The sequence below is a fragment of the Flavobacterium sp. Root901 genome, assembly GCF_001429765.1.
Taxonomy (GTDB): Bacteria; Bacteroidota; Bacteroidia; order Flavobacteriales; family Flavobacteriaceae; genus Flavobacterium.
Window position 1 is genome coordinate 96,283 of record NZ_LMJB01000009.1, and the last position, 19,584, is coordinate 115,866.

Annotated in this window: 16 protein-coding genes; 8 read left to right on the plus strand and 8 right to left on the minus strand. The window is 33.1% G+C overall.

Going from position 1 to position 19,584, the window contains the following annotated elements:
• The first annotated feature begins 23 nt into the window (after positions 1-23).
• A complete protein-coding gene (locus ASE21_RS17785) occupies positions 24-1,853 on the plus strand; it encodes an ABC transporter ATP-binding protein (RefSeq protein WP_057124069.1) in 1,830 nt (609 codons plus the stop codon).
• A 132-nt stretch (positions 1,854-1,985) separates the two neighbouring features.
• Positions 1,986-2,687 carry a DUF2971 domain-containing protein gene (locus tag ASE21_RS17790; protein ID WP_057124070.1) on the plus strand — a complete coding sequence of 234 codons (702 nt, stop codon included), beginning with the start codon at positions 1,986-1,988 and terminating at the stop codon, positions 2,685-2,687.
• 211 nt (positions 2,688-2,898) lie between these two features.
• Here ASE21_RS17790 and ASE21_RS17795 read toward each other — a convergent pair whose 3' ends face one another.
• The 3 genes from ASE21_RS17795 to ASE21_RS17805 form a co-directional block, all read right to left on the minus strand.
• A complete protein-coding gene (locus ASE21_RS17795) occupies positions 2,899-3,621 on the minus strand; it encodes a hypothetical protein (protein WP_057124071.1) in 723 nt (240 codons plus the stop codon).
• Between the two features lie 86 nt (positions 3,622-3,707).
• Positions 3,708-6,173 (minus strand): TonB-dependent receptor, encoded by a 2,466-nt coding sequence (locus ASE21_RS17800; RefSeq protein WP_057124072.1) that lies wholly within the window; start codon positions 6,171-6,173, stop codon positions 3,708-3,710.
• Positions 6,174-6,185: 12 nt separating this feature from the next.
• Positions 6,186-7,868 carry a M23 family metallopeptidase gene (locus ASE21_RS17805; RefSeq protein WP_057124073.1) on the minus strand — a complete coding sequence of 561 codons (1,683 nt, stop codon included), beginning with the start codon at positions 7,866-7,868 and terminating at the stop codon, positions 6,186-6,188.
• Between the two features lie 179 nt (positions 7,869-8,047).
• Here ASE21_RS17805 and ASE21_RS17810 point away from each other — a divergent pair, with 179 nt between their 5' ends.
• The 3 genes from ASE21_RS17810 (at position 8,048) to rny (ending at position 10,406) form a co-directional block, all read left to right on the plus strand.
• Complete coding sequence (locus ASE21_RS17810) at positions 8,048-8,338, plus strand: hypothetical protein (RefSeq protein ID WP_057124074.1); 291 nt, start codon at positions 8,048-8,050, stop codon at positions 8,336-8,338.
• A gap of 5 nt (positions 8,339-8,343) precedes the next feature.
• Positions 8,344-8,637: a cell division protein ZapA gene (locus tag ASE21_RS17815; RefSeq protein WP_057124075.1), complete on the plus strand. Its 294-nt coding sequence runs from the start codon at positions 8,344-8,346 to the stop codon at positions 8,635-8,637.
• 209 nt (positions 8,638-8,846) lie between these two features.
• Positions 8,847-10,406 (plus strand): ribonuclease Y, encoded by a 1,560-nt coding sequence (gene rny / locus ASE21_RS17820; protein ID WP_057124076.1) that lies wholly within the window; start codon positions 8,847-8,849, stop codon positions 10,404-10,406.
• Between the two features lie 49 nt (positions 10,407-10,455).
• Here rny and ASE21_RS17825 read toward each other — a convergent pair whose 3' ends face one another.
• The 4 genes from ASE21_RS17825 to ASE21_RS17840 form a co-directional block, all read right to left on the minus strand.
• On the minus strand, positions 10,456-11,976 hold the full coding sequence (locus ASE21_RS17825) for a PAS domain-containing protein (protein WP_057124077.1): 1,521 nt from the start codon (positions 11,974-11,976) through the stop codon (positions 10,456-10,458).
• A gap of 139 nt (positions 11,977-12,115) precedes the next feature.
• Entirely contained in the window at positions 12,116-13,012 is an 897-nt protein-coding gene (gene xerD / locus ASE21_RS17830) for a site-specific tyrosine recombinase XerD (protein WP_057124078.1), read from the minus strand.
• A 78-nt stretch (positions 13,013-13,090) separates the two neighbouring features.
• Complete coding sequence (locus ASE21_RS17835) at positions 13,091-13,666, minus strand: porin family protein (RefSeq protein WP_057124079.1); 576 nt, start codon at positions 13,664-13,666, stop codon at positions 13,091-13,093.
• A gap of 187 nt (positions 13,667-13,853) precedes the next feature.
• Positions 13,854-14,414 carry a porin family protein gene (locus tag ASE21_RS17840; protein WP_057124080.1) on the minus strand — a complete coding sequence of 187 codons (561 nt, stop codon included), beginning with the start codon at positions 14,412-14,414 and terminating at the stop codon, positions 13,854-13,856.
• A gap of 278 nt (positions 14,415-14,692) precedes the next feature.
• On the opposite strand from ASE21_RS17840, the gene ASE21_RS17845 reads away from it, so the two are divergent.
• The 3 genes from ASE21_RS17845 (at position 14,693) to ASE21_RS17855 (ending at position 18,372) form a co-directional block, all read left to right on the plus strand.
• The gene (locus tag ASE21_RS17845) at positions 14,693-15,253 is read left to right on the plus strand and encodes a porin family protein (RefSeq protein WP_057124081.1); all 561 of its coding nucleotides are present in this window, start codon (positions 14,693-14,695) and stop codon (positions 15,251-15,253) included.
• A 123-nt stretch (positions 15,254-15,376) separates the two neighbouring features.
• A complete protein-coding gene (gene aroQ, locus ASE21_RS17850; RefSeq protein WP_057124082.1) occupies positions 15,377-15,790 on the plus strand; it encodes a type II 3-dehydroquinate dehydratase in 414 nt (137 codons plus the stop codon).
• A 92-nt stretch (positions 15,791-15,882) separates the two neighbouring features.
• The gene (locus ASE21_RS17855; protein ID WP_057124083.1) at positions 15,883-18,372 is read left to right on the plus strand and encodes a DUF5686 and carboxypeptidase regulatory-like domain-containing protein; all 2,490 of its coding nucleotides are present in this window, start codon (positions 15,883-15,885) and stop codon (positions 18,370-18,372) included.
• Between the two features lie 263 nt (positions 18,373-18,635).
• Here the strand turns inward: ASE21_RS17855 and ASE21_RS17860 are convergent, their stop codons facing one another.
• Positions 18,636-19,514, minus strand: a complete 879-nt coding sequence (locus ASE21_RS17860) for a cation diffusion facilitator family transporter (RefSeq protein WP_057124084.1) — start codon at positions 19,512-19,514, stop codon at positions 18,636-18,638.
• Positions 19,515-19,584 lie beyond the last annotated feature (70 nt).

Genomic DNA, 19,584 nt, shown 5'->3' on the forward strand with positions numbered 1-19,584 from the left:
AGAAAAATAATATTCAAAAATAAATGAGTAATTTCAAAAAAATAGTTCCTTTTATATACCCATATAAAAAATACGCATTCTTAAACATTTTTTTTAATGTTTTATATGCACTTTTCAGTACCCTTTCGTTTGTAGCATTAATTCCAATGCTTCAGGTTTTATTTGACAAAACAAAGCAAAACAATGTAAAACCGGTATTTCACGGAATTTTAAAAATCCAGCAATATGGCGAAGATTATCTGAGTTACTATATTACAACAACAAAAGGCACACACGAATCAGGCTATGTTTTGTCTATAATGGTTGCCATCATTATTTCCATCTTTTTATTAAAAAACTTAGCCGATTATGCCGCTATGTTTTTCATTACTTTTTTACGAAATGGTGTTTTAAGAGATATGCGAAATGCATTATACAAAAAAACACTGGAACTGCCTTTGGCATTTTATTCTGAAAAAAGAAAAGGAGATGTTATTTCAAGAATTGCCGGCGATGTAAATGAAGTACAAACCTCTTTTTTAGCAATTTTAGAACTTATTGTAAAAGAACCTTTAACGATTGTTTTCACAATTGTTGCCATGTTAATCATTAGTGCAAAATTAACTTTGTTTGTATTTATTTTTATTCCGGTTTCAGGTTACATCATTTCATTAATTGGAAAACAGCTTAAAAAACAATCTACAAAAGCACAGCAGGAACAAGGAACTTTTTTATCTACAATTGAAGAAACAATTGGCGGACTGAAAGTTGTAAAAGGATACAATTCTGAAAACTATTTCAACAATGTTTTCAAAAACTCTACCGAACGTTTTTTCAGCTTATCCAACAGCATTGGTAACCGCCAGAATTTAGCATCGCCAGCCAGCGAATTTATGGGAATCACTGTAATTGCCATATTACTTTGGTATGGAGGCCAGATGGTTTTAATTGACAAAACACTAGACGGAGCTGCTTTTATTGCTTACATGGGACTGGCATATAATATTCTAACTCCTGCTAAGGCAATTTCTAAAGCTTCATATGGAGTAAAAAGAGGAAATGCTGCCGCAGAACGTGTTTTAGAAATTTTAGATCAGGAAAACACGATTACTTCTAAACCAGATGCAATCGAAAAAACAACCTTTGAAGACAATATAACGATTCAGAATATTAACTTTAAATACGAAGATGAAAATGTTTTAAAAGATTTTTCTCTTTATATCAAAAAAGGACAAACTGTGGCACTTGTTGGTCAATCCGGAAGTGGAAAAAGTACAATTGCTAATTTATTGACTCGTTTTTATGATGTAAACGAAGGTTCAATTTCAATTGACGGAATTAACATTAAAGATATGAACCTGCAATCTCTTCGCAGTCTGATGGGATTGGTTACTCAGGACAGTATTTTATTTAATGATACGATAAAAGCAAATATTGCACTGGGTAAATTAGATGCTACCGATGACGAAATTATCGAAGCTCTTAAAATTGCCAATGCTTATGAATTTGTAAAAGAATTGCCTTTAGGAATTTACACAAACATTGGTGACAGCGGAAACAAACTTTCCGGAGGACAAAAACAACGTTTGTCTATTGCCCGTGCCGTATTGAAAAATCCGCCGATTATGATTTTAGATGAAGCTACTTCGGCATTAGATACGGAAAGCGAAAAATTTGTTCAGATTGCTCTTGAAAATATGATGCAAAACAGAACTTCTATTGTAATCGCCCACAGACTTTCAACGATTCAAAAAGCAGATATGATTGTCGTAATGCAGAAAGGAAAAATTGTAGAACAAGGAACTCACGATCAGTTAATTACCCTTAACGGAACTTACAACAAACTGGTAACCATGCAGTCTTTCGAATCTTAAGACTTACATATACATCAAATAATCTAACACAGATTAAGGAAATATTAAAACTCAGTTTAACTTTCTTTAATCTGTGTTTATTTTTATAACTTTAGGTTAGTTAAAGATTGAAATCGTTTAATTCTTTTTAAAATGTATCTTAACAATCCAAACATTAAATTACCTGCCGATCCTGATACTATAGTTTGGAAATATCTCGACTTATCTAAATTTCTTGATTTATTACTTTCGAAAAAACTATTCATGTCCCGATCTGATAAGTTTGAAGATCAGTATGAAGGTACTTTTAGTGAACCAACATATGAAGAGATTAAAAAACTGGCTGTAGATAATCCTGACTTTTTAAATTATTACAAAACGCACCGCGAAAAAGTGGCTATTAGCAGCTGGCATATTAACGAATATGAATCTTTTGCAATGTGGCAGATTTTTACAAAAAACAATGAAGGTTTAGCTATTCAGTCTACAATTGGAAGACTTCAAAAAGCGGTTAAACCAGAGAACAATTTTGATCAGTATATTGGTGAAGTAAATTATATTGATTATAAGAAAGAATATATTCCGTTTGAGGATTTGTTTTTTCCGTTTTTGTTCAAAAGAAAAAGCTTTCAGTACGAGCGTGAAGTACGAATTCTGACTGACACTTCAAAAAGCGACATCAAACTAAATGACGGTCTAAAAATTAATGTAGATATCAACCAATTAATTGAAAAAATCTACATCCATCCTAAATCTGAAAACTGGTATAAAAAACTCGTAATAGAACTAGTAGAGCGATTAGGTTTTGGCTTTGAAATCGAAAAATCCGATCTCGAAAGTGATATATTAATCTAAGGCACTAAGGTTCTGAGATACTAAGATTCTAAGGTGCTAAGATGCTGTGCTTAGTTTTTTTTTGCCACTGATTAAATGAATTAAAAGGATTGTTTTTTCTACTTTTATCATACTAAAAAGCCTGCTAAAATAGCAGGCTTTTTATGTCGAAAGACTAAAAATCTTAGTCCCTTAGAATCTTAGCATCTTAGTACCTCAGAACCTTAGTACCTTAAATTGGCTTATAATTCTTTACCTCCCATTTTTTGGCAGTCAAATCAATATAATTGTAATGCAGAACATCATTTTTATCGAATTGACCGTTTTGGTTGGTATCTTCGATTGTTCTGAAATACAAACGGTTTTTTGATTCGATCAGGTTCCAGTCTACCAGTTCCTGAAGATCAGCAGAGATTTTAGTAAAATTCTCCCCGCTGATATCACTTAAATATAAAGTTTTTATATCGCTGGTATCTATTTTGCCATCTCTATTGGTATCCGAATCTGTTAAGGTATAAACCATAATTTTATTTTTAGTTTTATCTGCAACGGTTTTCAAATATGTTGCTGTTAAAATTAAAACCGGTTTATCTGATAAAGGACGAATGGAATCTGAATCTACTTTCTGAAATTTAAGGTTTTGCAAATATCCTGTAATTTCATATTCGCCTAAATTAGAGATTGTAAAACTTACATCATTAACACTGGAAGATCCGTAACGCGCTTTTGATCCTCTTTCAAAAACTCTTAAATCGCCAACCGGATGAATTAAATAATCTGTTCCTTCCATTTGAATAGGAAGATCTGCCACTTCAATTTGAGTCGAATCTGTTTTGGCAACAGTATTCGTTTTATTAGAAGCATCATAAATTACTTTTGGTTTCTGGACTTCTTCCCGGCAGCTAATTACTGTCCCGACAAGTATTAGGGCGATATATTTAAAATACTTTTTCATCTACAATGGTTATATACGATTATCAAATATACTATTTTTGATTGTATTTTTTATTTTTATTGAATTTTACAAGACAAATTCAGGACTTACAGCCTCGCATTCAGTTTTACATTAAAAACTCTCGAAGTCATATAATTTGGAATCGCGTATTGATTTTTAGAATACACATCACGAACCCAGGTATTTGTAATAGCATTTTGATTGTTGAAGATGTTGAAAATTTCCAGTCCAAGCGATAATTCCTTAAAGTTTTTTAACCAGCTTGTTTTAGAGCTCTGCGTACTGCTGTCTACAAAAACTTTGGCAAAACCAATATCAGCCCTTCTGTAATCATTTAATCTGTTTTGATATAAATACGGATCAGAATATGCCGGCGCACCGCCCGGCAAACCTGTATTGTAAACTAAATTAAGATAGACTTTTACACTTGGAATATTCGGCATATAATCCTGAAACAACATTGCAAACTTTAAACGCTGGTCTGTTGGACGGGCAATATAACCTTTGTTTTCGTAATTTTCTTCTGTTTTTAAATAACCAAAACTAACCCAAGATTCAGTTCCTGGCACAAATTCTCCATTTAGCCTGAAATCCAGTCCCTGTGCGTATGCTTTTGCATTATTATTGGCTACATATCGAATTCTGACATTATCAATCGAATATACGTTTACATCTGAAAGTGATTTATAGTAAATCTCCGTTACCCATTTAAAAGGGCGATTCCACATTTTAAAGTTGTAATCGTTACCCAAAACAATATGAACTGCTTCCTGCGCTTTTACATTTGGATTTACAACACCGTCCAAATCACGGAGTTCACGATAAAATGGAGGCTGATGATACAAACCGCCGGAGATTCTGAAAACCATATCCCGGTCCCAATCCGGTTTTATAGCAAACTGTGCTCTCGGACTTACTACAAATTGATTTTTACCTTCTTCTAAAGCCCTGGAAACATTCCAGCTCTGAAAACGTCCACCAATGTGATACCAAATCTGGCTTGAACCAAGTGCAGCTTGTTTGTTCCATTGTGCATAACCTGAAAATCGATCGATTGTATTGAAATTTACAGCCCGAATATCCTGATAAGGCAAAAGCGGACCCGTATATGGCGAATAAGGCTGATTGTTTTCCGGCAGAATAATTACCGGAGGATTTACAGAGAATCCTGCCGAATCGATTACCTCCCACTCTACTACTCTGTCACGAATAGATTCTCGTGTATATTTTAAACCAAATTCAAGCTGGCTTTCCTGCCATTCTTTAGAACCTTTAATTTCCATATTGGCAATCAAGGCATCTAAATCATTTCTGGCGTGATTTAATTGAGAACCTATTCCGCGTGTAAAATCAATATTTGAAGCATCTGTTGGGTTTTCGGCATCAACGTTTCCTAAACGGTATTGCGCCAGAATATCAAAATGTTCTTTTTCTGTAGTATGAAATAACGAACCAATAAATTTTAAAGTGAGCGAAGGTGAAACTTTATAAGTCGTTTTTAAAGCTCCGAAATAAGTATCGTACTGATCTTTTTCCTGGCCTTCATAATAAACCGCAAGCGCCATTGGCTGATCAATGGTTCCAAATTTTGTTTCGCGTGTTAAAGGCTGATACAAATATTTATTCTGCGAAATATTGCCTAAAAAACTCATCTGCCATTTTTTGGAAATATCATAATTTATATTCGTCTGAATATCTGCAAAAGTGGGTGTATAATTCGTCTGCGTGTCCTGACTATTTACCAGTAAACTATTATTTCGGTAACGGACTCCTGTTACAGCAGACCATTTTTTATTTTTTGAAACTAAATCTACAGAAGCGCTCCCTCCCAAAAAACTAGCTTCAAGTGAAGCTCCAAACTGAGTTGGTTTTCGGTACGTAATATCTAAAACTGACGATAATTTATCGCCAAATTTAGCCTGAAATCCTCCGGCCGAGAAATCCACATTCTGAACCAAATCTGTATTTGTAAAACTTAATCCTTCCTGCTGACCGGAGCGAATTAAAAACGGACGATAAACTTCGACTTCGTTTACATAAACTAAATTTTCATCATAACTTCCGCCTCGCACTGCATATTGTGTGCTTAATTCATTGTTCGAATTTACACCCGGAAGTGTTTTGAGGATATTTTCGATACCGGCATTTGCGCCCGGAATCTTTTTAATTGTTGCAGCATCGACTGTAGTAATTCCCTGAACCCTTTTTCTGTTTCTGGACGACACAAAAATTTCTCCCATTTGCTCCTGCGAATTATTCATTACAGGATTAAAAACAAAAACTTCGTCTGGCTTTAAACTCACCGTAAGACTGATCATTTTTAGAGAAATATGGGTAAAAATAATTGAAGCTTTTTTATTCGAAATTACATCAATTTCAAAAAAACCATTTGCATCAGACTGTACCGCATTTTTACCTGAAGTAATATTTACATTCGAAACAGGATGATTTTCATTATCTAAAATAACTCCTTTTACATGAGCATTTTGAGCAAATGAAATACAAGTAAAGCACAAACAAAGTAAAGCGAATATTAACCTGTTTTTATTCAAAGATTTGGGGATTTATTTTTGTTGACTTCTAAAAAACTGAGTTTCAAAGATAGTAGAATTTCCTACATTATCAACAACTTCGAGTTTTAAAAAGTTTTCACCTTCAGTCAAATACTGATCATCAAAAGTATGGGTAATTTTTCTGTTTTTATTTTCATATTCAAATAAAATCCAGCTTCCGTTTAAATAACCGTTATAAGATTTTATTCCGGACAACGAATCACTAATTACAAATTCAATCTTTTTTTGATTACTAATCCATTTACCTTCCACAGGCTTTGTAATTTTTATAACAGGGGCAATCGTATCGAGCACCAAACCATATTGTCCTAATATTTTTGCCTTAGCAGTAAAGACATCTCCTTTTCTAATAGTCCCGTTGTAGCTATTCCCTTTTCCAATGTAAAGTTTATCACGAAGCGATTCCGGATACAGCGTATCTTTTATTGTAATTGTAAAATTGGAATGCACCGGAACAGTATCATCGTGAATGTAAATTTTATTGTTTTTTACATCAAAATTCAAATTAAAATCATCATAAAAAGTTCCTGCAGGAAAGAATACTGACATATTATCTTTCTCAAAATTAGAATCCTTATTATAACGAACCAAATACTTAGATTCTGTAGTTTCAGGCTCTATAAGTGGTGTTGCCGTATCATATTCAATAGGAACCGTAATTGAATTTAAATTTCCGAAATAATCCGAAACTTCAATTCTGTAAGTTGAAGCCAGATTAGGCTGAGGCGAAATTATGCCGCGAAGAGAATCTGTTTTAATAATACTCAATGCAAAAGGTGTTTTCATAAAAAGCTTCTGAACACGCTGACTTGTTTTTTTATATCTGGGATAATCAATAAAAGCATTGATGTATCGCATTTCATCAAAAGAATAAGTATTAAACTGATAATTATAATTCTGATTTCCGTTTAAAAATGTTGAAACATTAAAAACACCATTTTTATTAAAAGATACATCATCAGTGTCTACTGCATTAATTCCAAAACCAATTTTTCCGTTTGCTTTTACTTTTCCGGCAAGGTAAGTTCCATCTTTTTGAAGCGTCATATTTACCAGTAAAGGCTGTTTTGACTGATTGACCGTTGCATTATCTAACGGATAAACATATAAGCCGGACAAAGTTGGCTTCTTAGTATCTTTAATATTTTGGTCAAAGCCAAAGAAAATTGGATTGATAACAAATTCTGTTTTAGTATCACGGATTTCGAAATGCAGATGCGGACCTTCAGAAGATCCGGTGTTTCCCGAAAGTGCTATTAATTGTCCTTTTGTAACAGGAAGTTCGTCTGGTTTTGGAAACATTTCAATTTCATATGCTTTTTCCTGATAATGGGTTTTCTTGACATAATCCTGAATTGGCCCAACTGTAGTCTGCAAATGTCCGTAGACAGAAGTATACCCGTTTGGATGTGTGATATAAATGCATTTTCCGTTTCCAAAAGTTGAAATTTTAATCCTTGACACATAGCCGTCAGCAATTGCATACACATTTAATCCTTCTTTCTGATTTGTTTTTAAGTCAAAACCGGCATGAAAGTGATTCGGTCTTAATTCACCAAAATTCCCCGAAAGCTGCATTGGAATATCGAGAGGCGGACGAAAATAATCTTTAGGATATTGTGTCTGGGCAAATAAAAAAGAACTGAATAATAAGGCAAGTACAGATAATTTCATAGGTAACATTTTTGCTAAGATAAAAAATTAACAGGGAAAAACCGAGGAAAAACTCACAAAAACACAATTAATTGAAATTCATTTATTTGTCTATTTTTAATGCAAAAAAATCCAGAAAAAATTGCATTAATAAAAAGGAATACTAACTTTGTAGGATTAAGTAATGAATAGGATTTATAATGAGTGTAATTGCCGAAATAATTGATACTCTTGAATATAAAGTCGAAAAGCTTTTTGAAAAATCAAAAGGCCTGGAGAAAAACAATCAGGATTTACGATTAGAATTAGCCAAAGCCGTGCAAATTATCCAGAAACAATCTGAAGAAATGGAAGCTTTGAAGAAGCAGTATGAAACACTTAAGATAGCCAATTCGTTGCTTGGCAGTGACAACAATAAGAGAGAGACAAAGCTTAAAATAAATTCATTAATTCGCGAAATTGATTACTGTATAGCACAACTATCAGACTAGAAAACATGGACGGAAAGCTTAGAATTAAAATATCAATTGCAGACCGCGTTTACCCGCTAACGGTTGAACCCGCTCAGGAAGAAGGACTTAGAAGTGCCTCAAAAAAAATTGATGCTATGATCAAGCAATTTGAAGAAAGTTACGCTGTTCGCGACAAACAAGATGTATTAGCCATGTGCGCACTGCAATTTGCATCGCAGGTGGAACAAAAACAAATTGATAATGCAATCGATGGAGAAGAAACTATCGAAAGAATTAAAAGATTAAATTTGCTTTTAGATCAATATCTCGAAAATTAAACGTTCTTTACATAAACTAAGATACTGCCTACATTAGTTCACAATTGGTAAACTCAACACTAACAATTTAGAATGAGCAAATCGTCGCTACTATAGTATGCCCTCCTTTTGGCTGGGAAACTTGAACAGTGAGTTAGCTCAAAACTTGTCTTTACGAGTTTATACAAGCAATTAATGTAGGCTTTTTTTATATATAAACCTTAACAAACATGGACACCATAACTATCATTATTGGTATTGTAGGTATTGCGGCAGGATTTGCAATAGCTAAAATTATCGAGAAAAGTAATATTTCAAACCTAATCAAAAACGCTAAAAAAGAAGCAGCTTCCATTTTAAAAGACGCTAATTTAGAGGCCGAAAATATTAAAAAAGATAAAATACTTCAGGCAAAAGAACGTTTTATCGAATTAAAATCTGAACACGAACAAGTAATTCTGGCACGAGATAAAAAAGTAGCCGAAGTAGAAAAACGCGTTCGTGACAAAGAATCTCAGGTTTCTAACGAACTTTCTAAAGCTAAAAAAGTTAATGACGATTTTGAAGCTAAAACAGCAGAGTACAACAACAAAATTGAAATTTTAGATAAAAAACAAGCCGAAGTTGACAAATTACACAAAAGTCAATTACAGCAGCTTGAAGTGATTTCAGGACTTTCTGCAGAAGAAGCAAAAGAGCAATTAGTGGAAGGATTAAAAGCCGAAGCTAAAAGCAAAGCTATGTCGCATATTCAGGAAACTATTGAAGAAGCGAAACTTACGGCACAGCAGGAAGCTAAAAAAATTATTATCAATACAATTCAAAGAGTTGGAACTGAAGAAGCAGTTGAGAACTGCGTTTCTGTTTTCAACATTGAATCTGACGATGTAAAAGGTAGAATTATTGGTCGTGAAGGTCGTAACATTAGAGCTCTGGAAGCTGCAACAGGAGTAGAAATCATCGTTGATGATACACCGGAAGCAATTATTCTTTCTTGTTTTGATCCGGTTCGAAGAGAAATTGCCCGTTTGTCTTTACACAAATTAGTAACCGACGGACGTATTCACCCGGCCAGAATTGAAGAAGTTGTTGCCAAAACAGCAAAACAAATTGACGATGAAATTATCGAAGTTGGTAAACGTACTGTTATCGATTTAGGAATTCATGGTTTACACCCGGAATTAATTAAGGTTGTGGGTAGAATGAAATACCGTTCTTCTTACGGTCAAAACCTATTACAGCACTCCAGAGAAGTTTCTAAACTATGCGGAATTATGGCTGCTGAATTAGGACTGAATGTAAAACTGGCTAAAAGAGCTGGTTTACTTCATGATATTGGTAAAGTTCCGGATACTGAAAGTGATTTACCACACGCTTTATTAGGAATGCAGTGGGCAGAGAAATATGGCGAAAAAGAAGAAGTCTGCAACGCTATTGGAGCTCACCACGATGAGATTGAAATGAAATCATTATTATCACCAATCGTTCAGGTTTGTGATGCGATTTCCGGAGCAAGACCAGGTGCAAGACGTCAGGTTTTAGATTCTTATATTCAACGTTTGAAAGATCTTGAAGATGTAGCTTACGGATTCAGCGGTGTGAAAAATGCTTATGCAATTCAGGCTGGTAGAGAACTTCGTGTAATCGTAGAAAGCGAAAAAGTTTCTGATGACAATGCAGCAAATCTTTCTTTTGAGATTTCTCAGAAAATCCAGACCGAGATGACTTATCCGGGTCAGGTAAAAGTTACTGTAATAAGAGAAACAAGAGCGGTTAATATTGCTAAATAATTCTCATTCATTATAATAAAAAAGGCTGTCGATTGACAGCCTTTTTTATTTAAAGGTCATTAAAAACAATTTTAAAACTGGTTCCTACTCCAACTTCACTTTCTACAGAAACCGTCCCTTTCATTGCTTCTATTTGGTTTCTGGTAATATACAAACCTATTCCGCGTGCTTCTTCGTGTTTATGAAATGTTTTATACATCCCGAATAACAGATCTCCATAAATTTTCAAATCTATTCCCAAACCATTATCTGTAATTTTTAATGATTTATAACCTTCGGGTTCGATTCCAAAATCAAAGATAATAAACGGGTCGCGATCCGGATGCGCATATTTGATCGCATTTGTTGTAAAATTCAGCAAAACACTTTCCAGATAAGCCGGATTATAATTGATAGTTAAATATTGCGGAACATTGTTTATAATCGTAATCTTTTTTTGTTTGTCGTAGCCTTTAATCGTCGAAATAGTTTTCTCAATATATTCATGAAGTTTTAAAGGAACAACGGCAATATTTATATTACTCTGCGTTTTTACAATTTGCGTTAAATTAGAAATTGTTTCATTTAAATCATTTGAAACTGTTCTTAAATGTTCCAACATTTCAGACACAGTTTCCTTGTTTTCGTCCTGATCAATAAAATCTAAAATCGATTTTATATTTCCGGCCTGTGTATTTAAATTATGGGAAACAATATGGGAGAAATTCAGCAGTCGGCTGTTTTGATCGCTGTATAATTTCATTGTTTTTAATAACTCCAGCTCTTTTTCTTTTTGGAAAGAAATATCGGTATGAGTACCAATGACGCGCAGCGGTTTGCCGTTTTCATCGCGCTTTATTACTTTTCCTCTATCGAGAATCCATTTATAATTTCCGCTCGATGTCATTACACGATGATAATTTTCGTAGTGTGGAATTTTATTATCGAAATGTTCTTTTATATCTGAATAATATTTTGGAAGATCGTCCGGATGTACAATTTTGTCCCATCTTTCCGGATCATCAAAAATATCTGCCGATTCCAGTTCTAAAATTTTTAATGATAATGAAGAATAAAAAACATTATTGGTTACCATATCCCAATCCCAGATTCCAACAGTCGAAGCATCGAGCGCAAACTGAAAACGTTCTTCAGAAATACGAAGTTTTTCTTCCTTGTCTTTTAAATCGGTTATATCCGAAATGTGTCCAAAAAAACTAACTTTCCCATCAGATGACAATTCTGTTTTTGCAGAAACCTTAAACCAGCGAAGTCCTTTTTTAGGCAAAACAGCCCTAAATTCGAGCTGCCACGGCTGAATTTCCCTGCGTGCTTTTACTAACGACTGAAAGAATAATTCTTTGTCCTGATCAAAAATTCTTTGGTAAATTATAAATTTATTCTCGTCTGTAAATTCTTTAATTGAAAGTTCGAAAATCTCGTCAACAGATTTGCTGACTAAAGGAAAAGTATATTGATTGTTCCTGTCTATTACAAATTGGAAAAGCAAATCGGGCATTTCGGCAAATAATTTTCTGTAAAAATTATTTACTTCTATGCAATCCTCATTACTGTATAAATCAAAAACCATATGTCACTGTTTAAGTAAATACTATTTTATTGAATCTGAATTTAAAAAAGCTTCAAACCCTTTAATTTACTTCCTTTGAATACAAATGTGAGACCAAGTTATGACTTTTTGATTATAAAACACCGGCTTTTGTAAAAAATTACTTTCGTGGATGATACGAGTACATGACTTCTTTCAAAAAACTTCTGTCCAAATGAACATAAATTTCTGTTGTTGTAATAGATTCATGTCCCAGCATGAGCTGAATCGATCTTAAATCGGCGCCGTTTTCTAATAAATGAGTTGCAAATGAGTGTCGCAAAGTATGCGGACTAATATTTTTATGCAGACCGATTTTTACAGCCAAATCTTTTATAATGGTAAAAATCATTGCTCTGGTGAGCTGATTTCCTCTTCGGTTTAAAAAAAGTGTGTCTTCGCAGCCTTTTTTAATAGTAAGATGAACACGAACTTCATTTTGATAAATCTGTATATATTTCTGAGTTAATTTGCCAATTGGTACAAAACGTTCTTTATTTCCTTTTCCGGTGATTTTTATAAAACCTTCGTCAAAAAATAAATCGGATATTTTAAGTGATACTAACTCAGAAACCCTCAATCCGCAGCCATATAAAGACTCAAGGATGGCTCGGTTTCTCTCTCCTTCATTACTGCTTAAATCAATTGCCGCGATAAGTGCGTCAATTTCATTTAATGACAATGTATCAGGAAGTTTTCGGCCCGTTTTGGGACTTTCAATTAATTCTAGCGGACTGTCATTGCGATAATCTTCAAAGACCAAATAGTTAAAAAAACTTTTTAAACCAGAAATAATCCTTGCCTGCGAACGTGGATTTACTTCTTTAGAAACCGAATAGATAAACTGCTGAACCGTTTCATCTGTAATTTTAATTGGCGAAACATCGATTTGATTCGTTTCTAAAAAAAGGCATAAGCGCTCAATATCAAAACTATAGTTTTCAATTGTATTTTTAGACAAACCTCTTTCTATTCGCAAATACGATTGATAGTCTTTTATGTATTTATCCCATTTCATATTTACAAAGTAAAACATTTTTGAGCATAAAAAAACCTTCCGGTTTGGAAGGTTTTTGAAATTATTTAAAAATTTTGATTAGAATTTATACGCCGCAGTAATTGCTAGAACGCTATTTTTTGGGCTGTCTAAATAATCATCGATATCATCTGTATCATAATCTGCAACATTAGATAAACCAACTGTGTAGCGCAATCCTACAGAAAAATTGTCAGTAAAGTTATATCCGGCACCAAAATTAAAACCTAAGTCGGTACTTTTGTAAAAATCTTTTACGTCGTCACCGTCGCTTTTAGCCGAAACAAGAAAACCTATTTGTGGCCCAGCTTCTACGGTAAATTGTTTAGTGATATAAAATTTTGCCAATACAGGAATATTTATATAATTCAATTTAAGATCTAAATCATTATTACTCCCATTTCGGTCAAATTTTGCTCCCTGTGTAGAAAACAAAAGTTCTGGCTGAATAGACAATCTCTCAATAACTTTAATTTCTGCAAAACCGCCTAACTGAAAACCTACTAATGCATTTGAGTCATTATCTCCACTAAAATTTGTGATATTAAGACCTCCTTTTACTCCAAATCTTGTTTGCTGTGCATTTGCAAATCCAAATGCCAAAATAGCAATTGTTGTTAAAATAACTTTCTTCATCGTAATTTGTTTTGGTTAAATTTATACTCAAATATAAAAAAATTCTTCACAAAAACTAATTTGGATTTTAACAAATAAAATAGTAATAGGCGTCTAAATTGTTAAATGTGTGTAAATATGATTTTAAGATAAATTAAAAAAGCCTCCTCAAAATGAGGAAGCCTTTAAAAAAACTAACTAAATATTATTAGAATTTGTAAACAACTCCAAAACTTACATCTCTTAAGTCAGTACCAAAACTAAAACTATTAGTTTTCTCTGCCCCGTGACCTCCGTTATTGTTTACGTTGTATCCTAAACCTAACCAAGTAGCCTCAATTGCAAAATGATTAGATAAGAAATAGCTTAAACCTAAACCAATGTTTGCGCCAACTTCATTTGACTTAACATCACTTGGTTTAACTTTACTGCTTGTAAAATCAACACCAGCCTGACCATAAACAGAAAACTGAGAAGCAGGAGTAAAATAATATCTACCAAAAGCTCCAACTGTAAAATCATTAGTTTTGATTTCATCAATTTTTCTTGAACCAAAACCTAATTTTCCCCCAATAGCAATGTTCTCAGTAACGAAGTAACCTACTTTTGGTTCAATTATAAATCCATTAGATTTTTCGTCACCTGTTTTCTGAGAGTCTACTGATAAAGCTCCTGAGATAAAAGTATCTCCTTTTGAAAAGCTCGTTGTTTGTGCGTTCGCAGATGCAAAACCTAATACTGCAATAGCAGCTAAAATAATTTTTTTCATGATTTTTTTTTAAATTTTCTAAGTCAAAATTAGGATTATACTTATTAAAACTACTCCGCTAAAAGCCACGAAAATGACAAAATAAGACAAAAATACATGTGTATTTACTCATTTGATTTTCAATAAATTAATTCAAAATCTGCCATAAAAGCCAATTTAATCGCCTAAAAAGTGAGAATTTTAATAATTATAGAAAGCCAGATGTAAAACAATAAATTCAAAATAATGTAGTTTTGATCTATAGAATAACATTAAATACCAAACTAAAAAAAACATTTATGAAGAAAATACTTTTAGCAGCAGTGATGTTCATGGCAACTTCAGCTGCAGTTCAGGCACAATTACTAAAAATTGGTGTTAAGGCAGGGGTTAACTTTGCTAATCAAACTGGGGATGCTAGTTTTGATGGAATTGATTACAGCAAAGATGGAATAACAAGCTATCATGCAGGTCTTGTAGCTGAGGTTAAATTACTTGAAAAATTTTCAATTCAACCAGAGCTTTTATATTCAACACAAGGAGCATCATATAAAAATGCTGTAAGTGAGTTTAAAAATGAATTAGGTTATCTATCTATTCCTGTAATGGCTAAAATATATTTAAATAAATCATTAAGTTTAGAAGTTGGACCTCAGGCTTCATTTTTATTAAGTAATAAAGAACAGTTTGATGCTCAAGATCCAAAAACTTTTGATTTTGCTGTAAATGCAGGACTTGGATTAAAAATTACTGAAGGAATCTTTATTCAAGGGCGTTATGGATTTGGTTTAACTGAAGTTTCTTCAAAGGCAGATCTTAAAAACTCTGTATTCCAACTTTCTGCTGGATTTATGTTCTAAAAGAATATCACATACTTTTATAAAAACCGGTCTATTAATTAGATCGGTTTTTTTATTTTTACACTGTTGTGAATTTAAAATATAATATGAATTCACATATCTTATAATTAAAACAAATCATTTATGAAAATCTGCATTATCAACGGACCCAATTTGAATCTTTTAGGAAAACGCGAACCAGAGGTTTACGGAAGCCAGACTTTTGAAGATTATTTTGAGACGTTGAAACAAAAATTTTCTACCATCGAACTTTCATACTATCAAAGTAATATTGAAGGTGAATTAATTGGAAAAATTCAGGAATGCGGTTTTACATTTGACGGAATTATTCTAAACGCCGGCGCTTATACGCATACTTCTATAGGTTTAGGCGACGCTATGAAAGCTATTACAACTCCTGTTATTGAAGTTCATATTTCTAATACATACGCGCGCGAAAGTTTCAGGCATCAATCTTATTTGTCCGGAAATGCAAAAGGTGTCATTTTAGGATTCGGATTGAAAAGCTATGAATTGGCTATTCAGTCTTTCTTGTAACTAATTAATGGCTTAGATCCTACAGACAATTTAACAAATTATTAATAATCTCATTTTCAACATGCTTTATTTTTGTGAAAGAAACCACTTTCATGAAAAACTTTATTTTATCTGCCTTTTTATTTTTTTCGATTTACGGTATTGCCCAAATCAAAGGAACTATAACCGATGAAAAGGGAAATCCGCTGCCGTTTGTTTCTATTTTTGAAGAAAGCACTTATCGGGGAACAACTTCAAACGAAAATGGACAATATCAGTTACAGGTAAAAGAAATAGGGAAAAATAAAATTGTTTTTCAATATCTCGGATTCAAAACCCAAAAAATAACAATTGCTCCTGATTCCAAAATAATAACATTAGATGTAAAAATGCAGGAAGAAAGTTTTGCATTAAATGAAGTTGTTATTGATCCCAAAAATAATCCTGCAAATACCATTATTAAAAGTGCGATCGCAAACCGAAAAGAAAATGCTGAAAAAATGTCTCGTTTTACAGCCGATTTTTATTCTAAGGGAATCTTAAAAGTAAAAGATTTACCTAAAAAAATCCTCGGTCAAAAGCTGGATCTTGGTCCCGATTTATCTTCTAATTTGGATTCGACCGGAACCGGGATTTTATATTTGTCCGAAACGATTTCAAAACTTTCCTATCAAAAACCGGATAAGTTAAAAGAAACCATTATTGCCTCAAAAATCTCAGGAAACAATAAAGGTTTTAGTTATAATACCGCTGCCTTATCAACTTATGACTTCTATGATAATACATTAGAATTTGACGTTAATCTTATTTCTCCTATTGCCAACAATGCTTTTAGTTATTACAAATATAAACTGGAAGGAAGTTTTTATGATGACAATAAACATCAGATTTATAAAATTAAAGTAACACCAAAACGCGACAAAGAACCTGTTTTTGAAGGTTACATTTATATTGTCGATGAGAGTTTTGCCATTTATGCTATCGATTTTGATATAAAAGGCTATCGAATGAAAAATGAATTTACTGAAGTAATGAATTTAAAACAAAGCTTTAGTTATAATGAAAAAAATAAAATCTGGTCAAAAAATGCCCAGACACTTTCGTTTACTGCCGGTGGTTTTGGAATAAAATTCTCCGGACAGTTTAACTACGTTTATTCAAATTATGAATTTCCGGAGTCGTTTGCCAAAAAAACTTTTGGAAATGAAATTGTTGCCTTTGATTTGAATGCTAATAAAAAAGATGATTCTTTCTGGAATGAAATTCGCCCAATTCCGTTAACTCTGGAAGAAAGTACGGATTATACTAAAAAAGACAGTCTGCAGACGATTCGAAAATCAAAAAAATATACAGACTCTATTGATGCAAAAGAAAACAAATTTAAAGTTCTGGATATTTTAAGAGGTTATGATTATAAAAATACTTTTAAAAAATATTCTTTTAAATACGAAGGATTATTAAATCTGACATCTTTGAGTTTTAATACTGTTCAGGGATTTAATTTTGATTCTGGTTTTTCATTTAAAAAATGGAATGAAGAAACCGGAAAAAGCACCTCGATAAGCACAACCTTTAATTATGGTTTTTCTGATGAGCGTTTTCGTGCTGTCGCAGAATTTATTCATCGATTTAATACTATAAATTATGCCGCTATTTCAGTTTCGGGAGGAACGAAAACAACTCAATTCAACAGCGCAGAGCCAATTAGTAAATTAGTCAATTCGGTAAGTTCTTTATTTTTCAAAGACAATTATATGAAATTGTATAATTTGGAATTTGCACAAATCAACTACACTCAGGATATTGCAAACGGAGTCAATCTAAATGCAAAAGCAGCATACGAACAGCGTAAACCGCTTTTTAACACAACAGATTATTCTTTCTTTAAAAGAGATGATATTTATTCGTCTAATAACCCGCTCGCACCCAATGATTTTAATACACCTTCTTTTGATCCGCATCATTTAATAAAAGCAAATTTAACGGCGAGAATTAATTTTGGAAATAAATACATTTCAAGACCGGACGGAAGATATAATTTTAAGAACGATAAGTATCCTACTATATTTTTAGCTTTTGAAAAAGCATTTGCAGCAAGCGACAAAAAATATGAGTTCGAAAGAATTGGTGCTTCTGTACAGTACGATTTATCGCTAAATAATAAAGGTCTTTTGGGAATGAACTTTAGAGCAGGGAAATTCTTTAATGCCGAAAACATTTCTTTTATTGATTACAAACATTTTAACGGAAACCAAACTCATATTGGAACAAGCGATCGTTATTTGAATGTTTTCAATTTAATGCCTTATTATGATAACAGCACCAACGACAGTTATTTTGAAATGCATTTAGAACACAACGATATGGGATTTATTACCAATAAAATTCCGCTGATAAATCTTTTAAAGTCAACGATGAATCTTGGTTTTCACTCGCTGGCAATTCCAAATAGAAAACCTTACACAGAGTTTACTGTTGGTTTAGATAATTTAGGTTTTGGAAAATTTAAATTATTCCGAGTCGATTATATACATTCGTATCAAGGCGGAATAAAGCAAAACGGCGTTGTATTTGGATTGAAGATTTTGAATGTTCTTAATTAAGGTATTAAGGTTCTAAGGGGCTAAGTTTCTGAGATTTTTTTGCTCTCGCAGATTTGGCTGATTCAGGAGATTTCTTTTGTGTTTTTTTTATAAAAATCAATTTCAAAATATAAAATCTGCTGAATCAGCCAAATCTGCGAGAAAAAATCATAAAAATTGATTTATCTACAAAGACAAAACTGGATTTGGGCTTCGACTTCGCTCAGGCTGACAAAAACTTCGAAAAAAATCTTAGCATCTTAGAACCTTAGCAACTCAGAACCTTAACAATGATAATCATCCGGTTCAATATGGATTAAAACATTTCCTAGCTGAGGAATTTCTTCTTTTAAGGTATCTTGTAATTTATGAGATAAATCATGGCCTTCTTTTACAGATATATTAGCCGAGACAATGGCATGAAGATCAACATGATAACGCATTCCGGCTTTGCGGATAAAACACTTTTCAGTTCCAAGAATTCCCGGCACGGTTAAAGACACAACCCGGATTTCTTCTACTAAATCATCGTTCATGTTTTCATCCATGATTTCGCCAAGTGCCGGCCTGAAAATTTTATAACAATTATATAAGATAAAAAAAGCGGCAAAAAGTGCTGCCCAATCATCTGCAGACTCATACCCTTTTCCCATAATCAGGGCAATCGAAATTCCGATAAAAGCGGCAACCGAAGTTATTGCATCGCTTCGATGATGCCATGCATCTGCTGCAAGAGCTGAGCTGTTTGTTTCTTTGCTTCTTTTCATTACCAAACGATACGAGTATTCTTTCCAAAGAATTATAGCTCCCAGAACATATAAGGTCCAGGATTTTGGCAAATCATGTGAAGATTGAATGTTGGCAATACTTTCATAACCAATAATAGTAGCCGAAGTAATTAAGAACCCAACTACCAAAAAAGTAATTAAAGGTTCTGCCCGCCCGTGACCATACGGATGGTTTTCATCTGCAGGTTTATTGGAATATTTGATTCCGAATAAAACCAGACAGGATGAAAAAATATCAGCTGTCGATTCGATCGCATCTGCGATTAAGGCGTATGAATTGCCAAAAAAACCTGCCAAACCTTTTATCAAGGCTAAGCAGGTGTTTCCGGCTATACTAAATATAGTAGCTTTTATAGCTTTTTTTTCATCTGTCATTTAGACTATTTTTTTTGCCGCGATACACTAATTACATAATTTTTTACTGCAATTAGTGTAATCGCGGCTA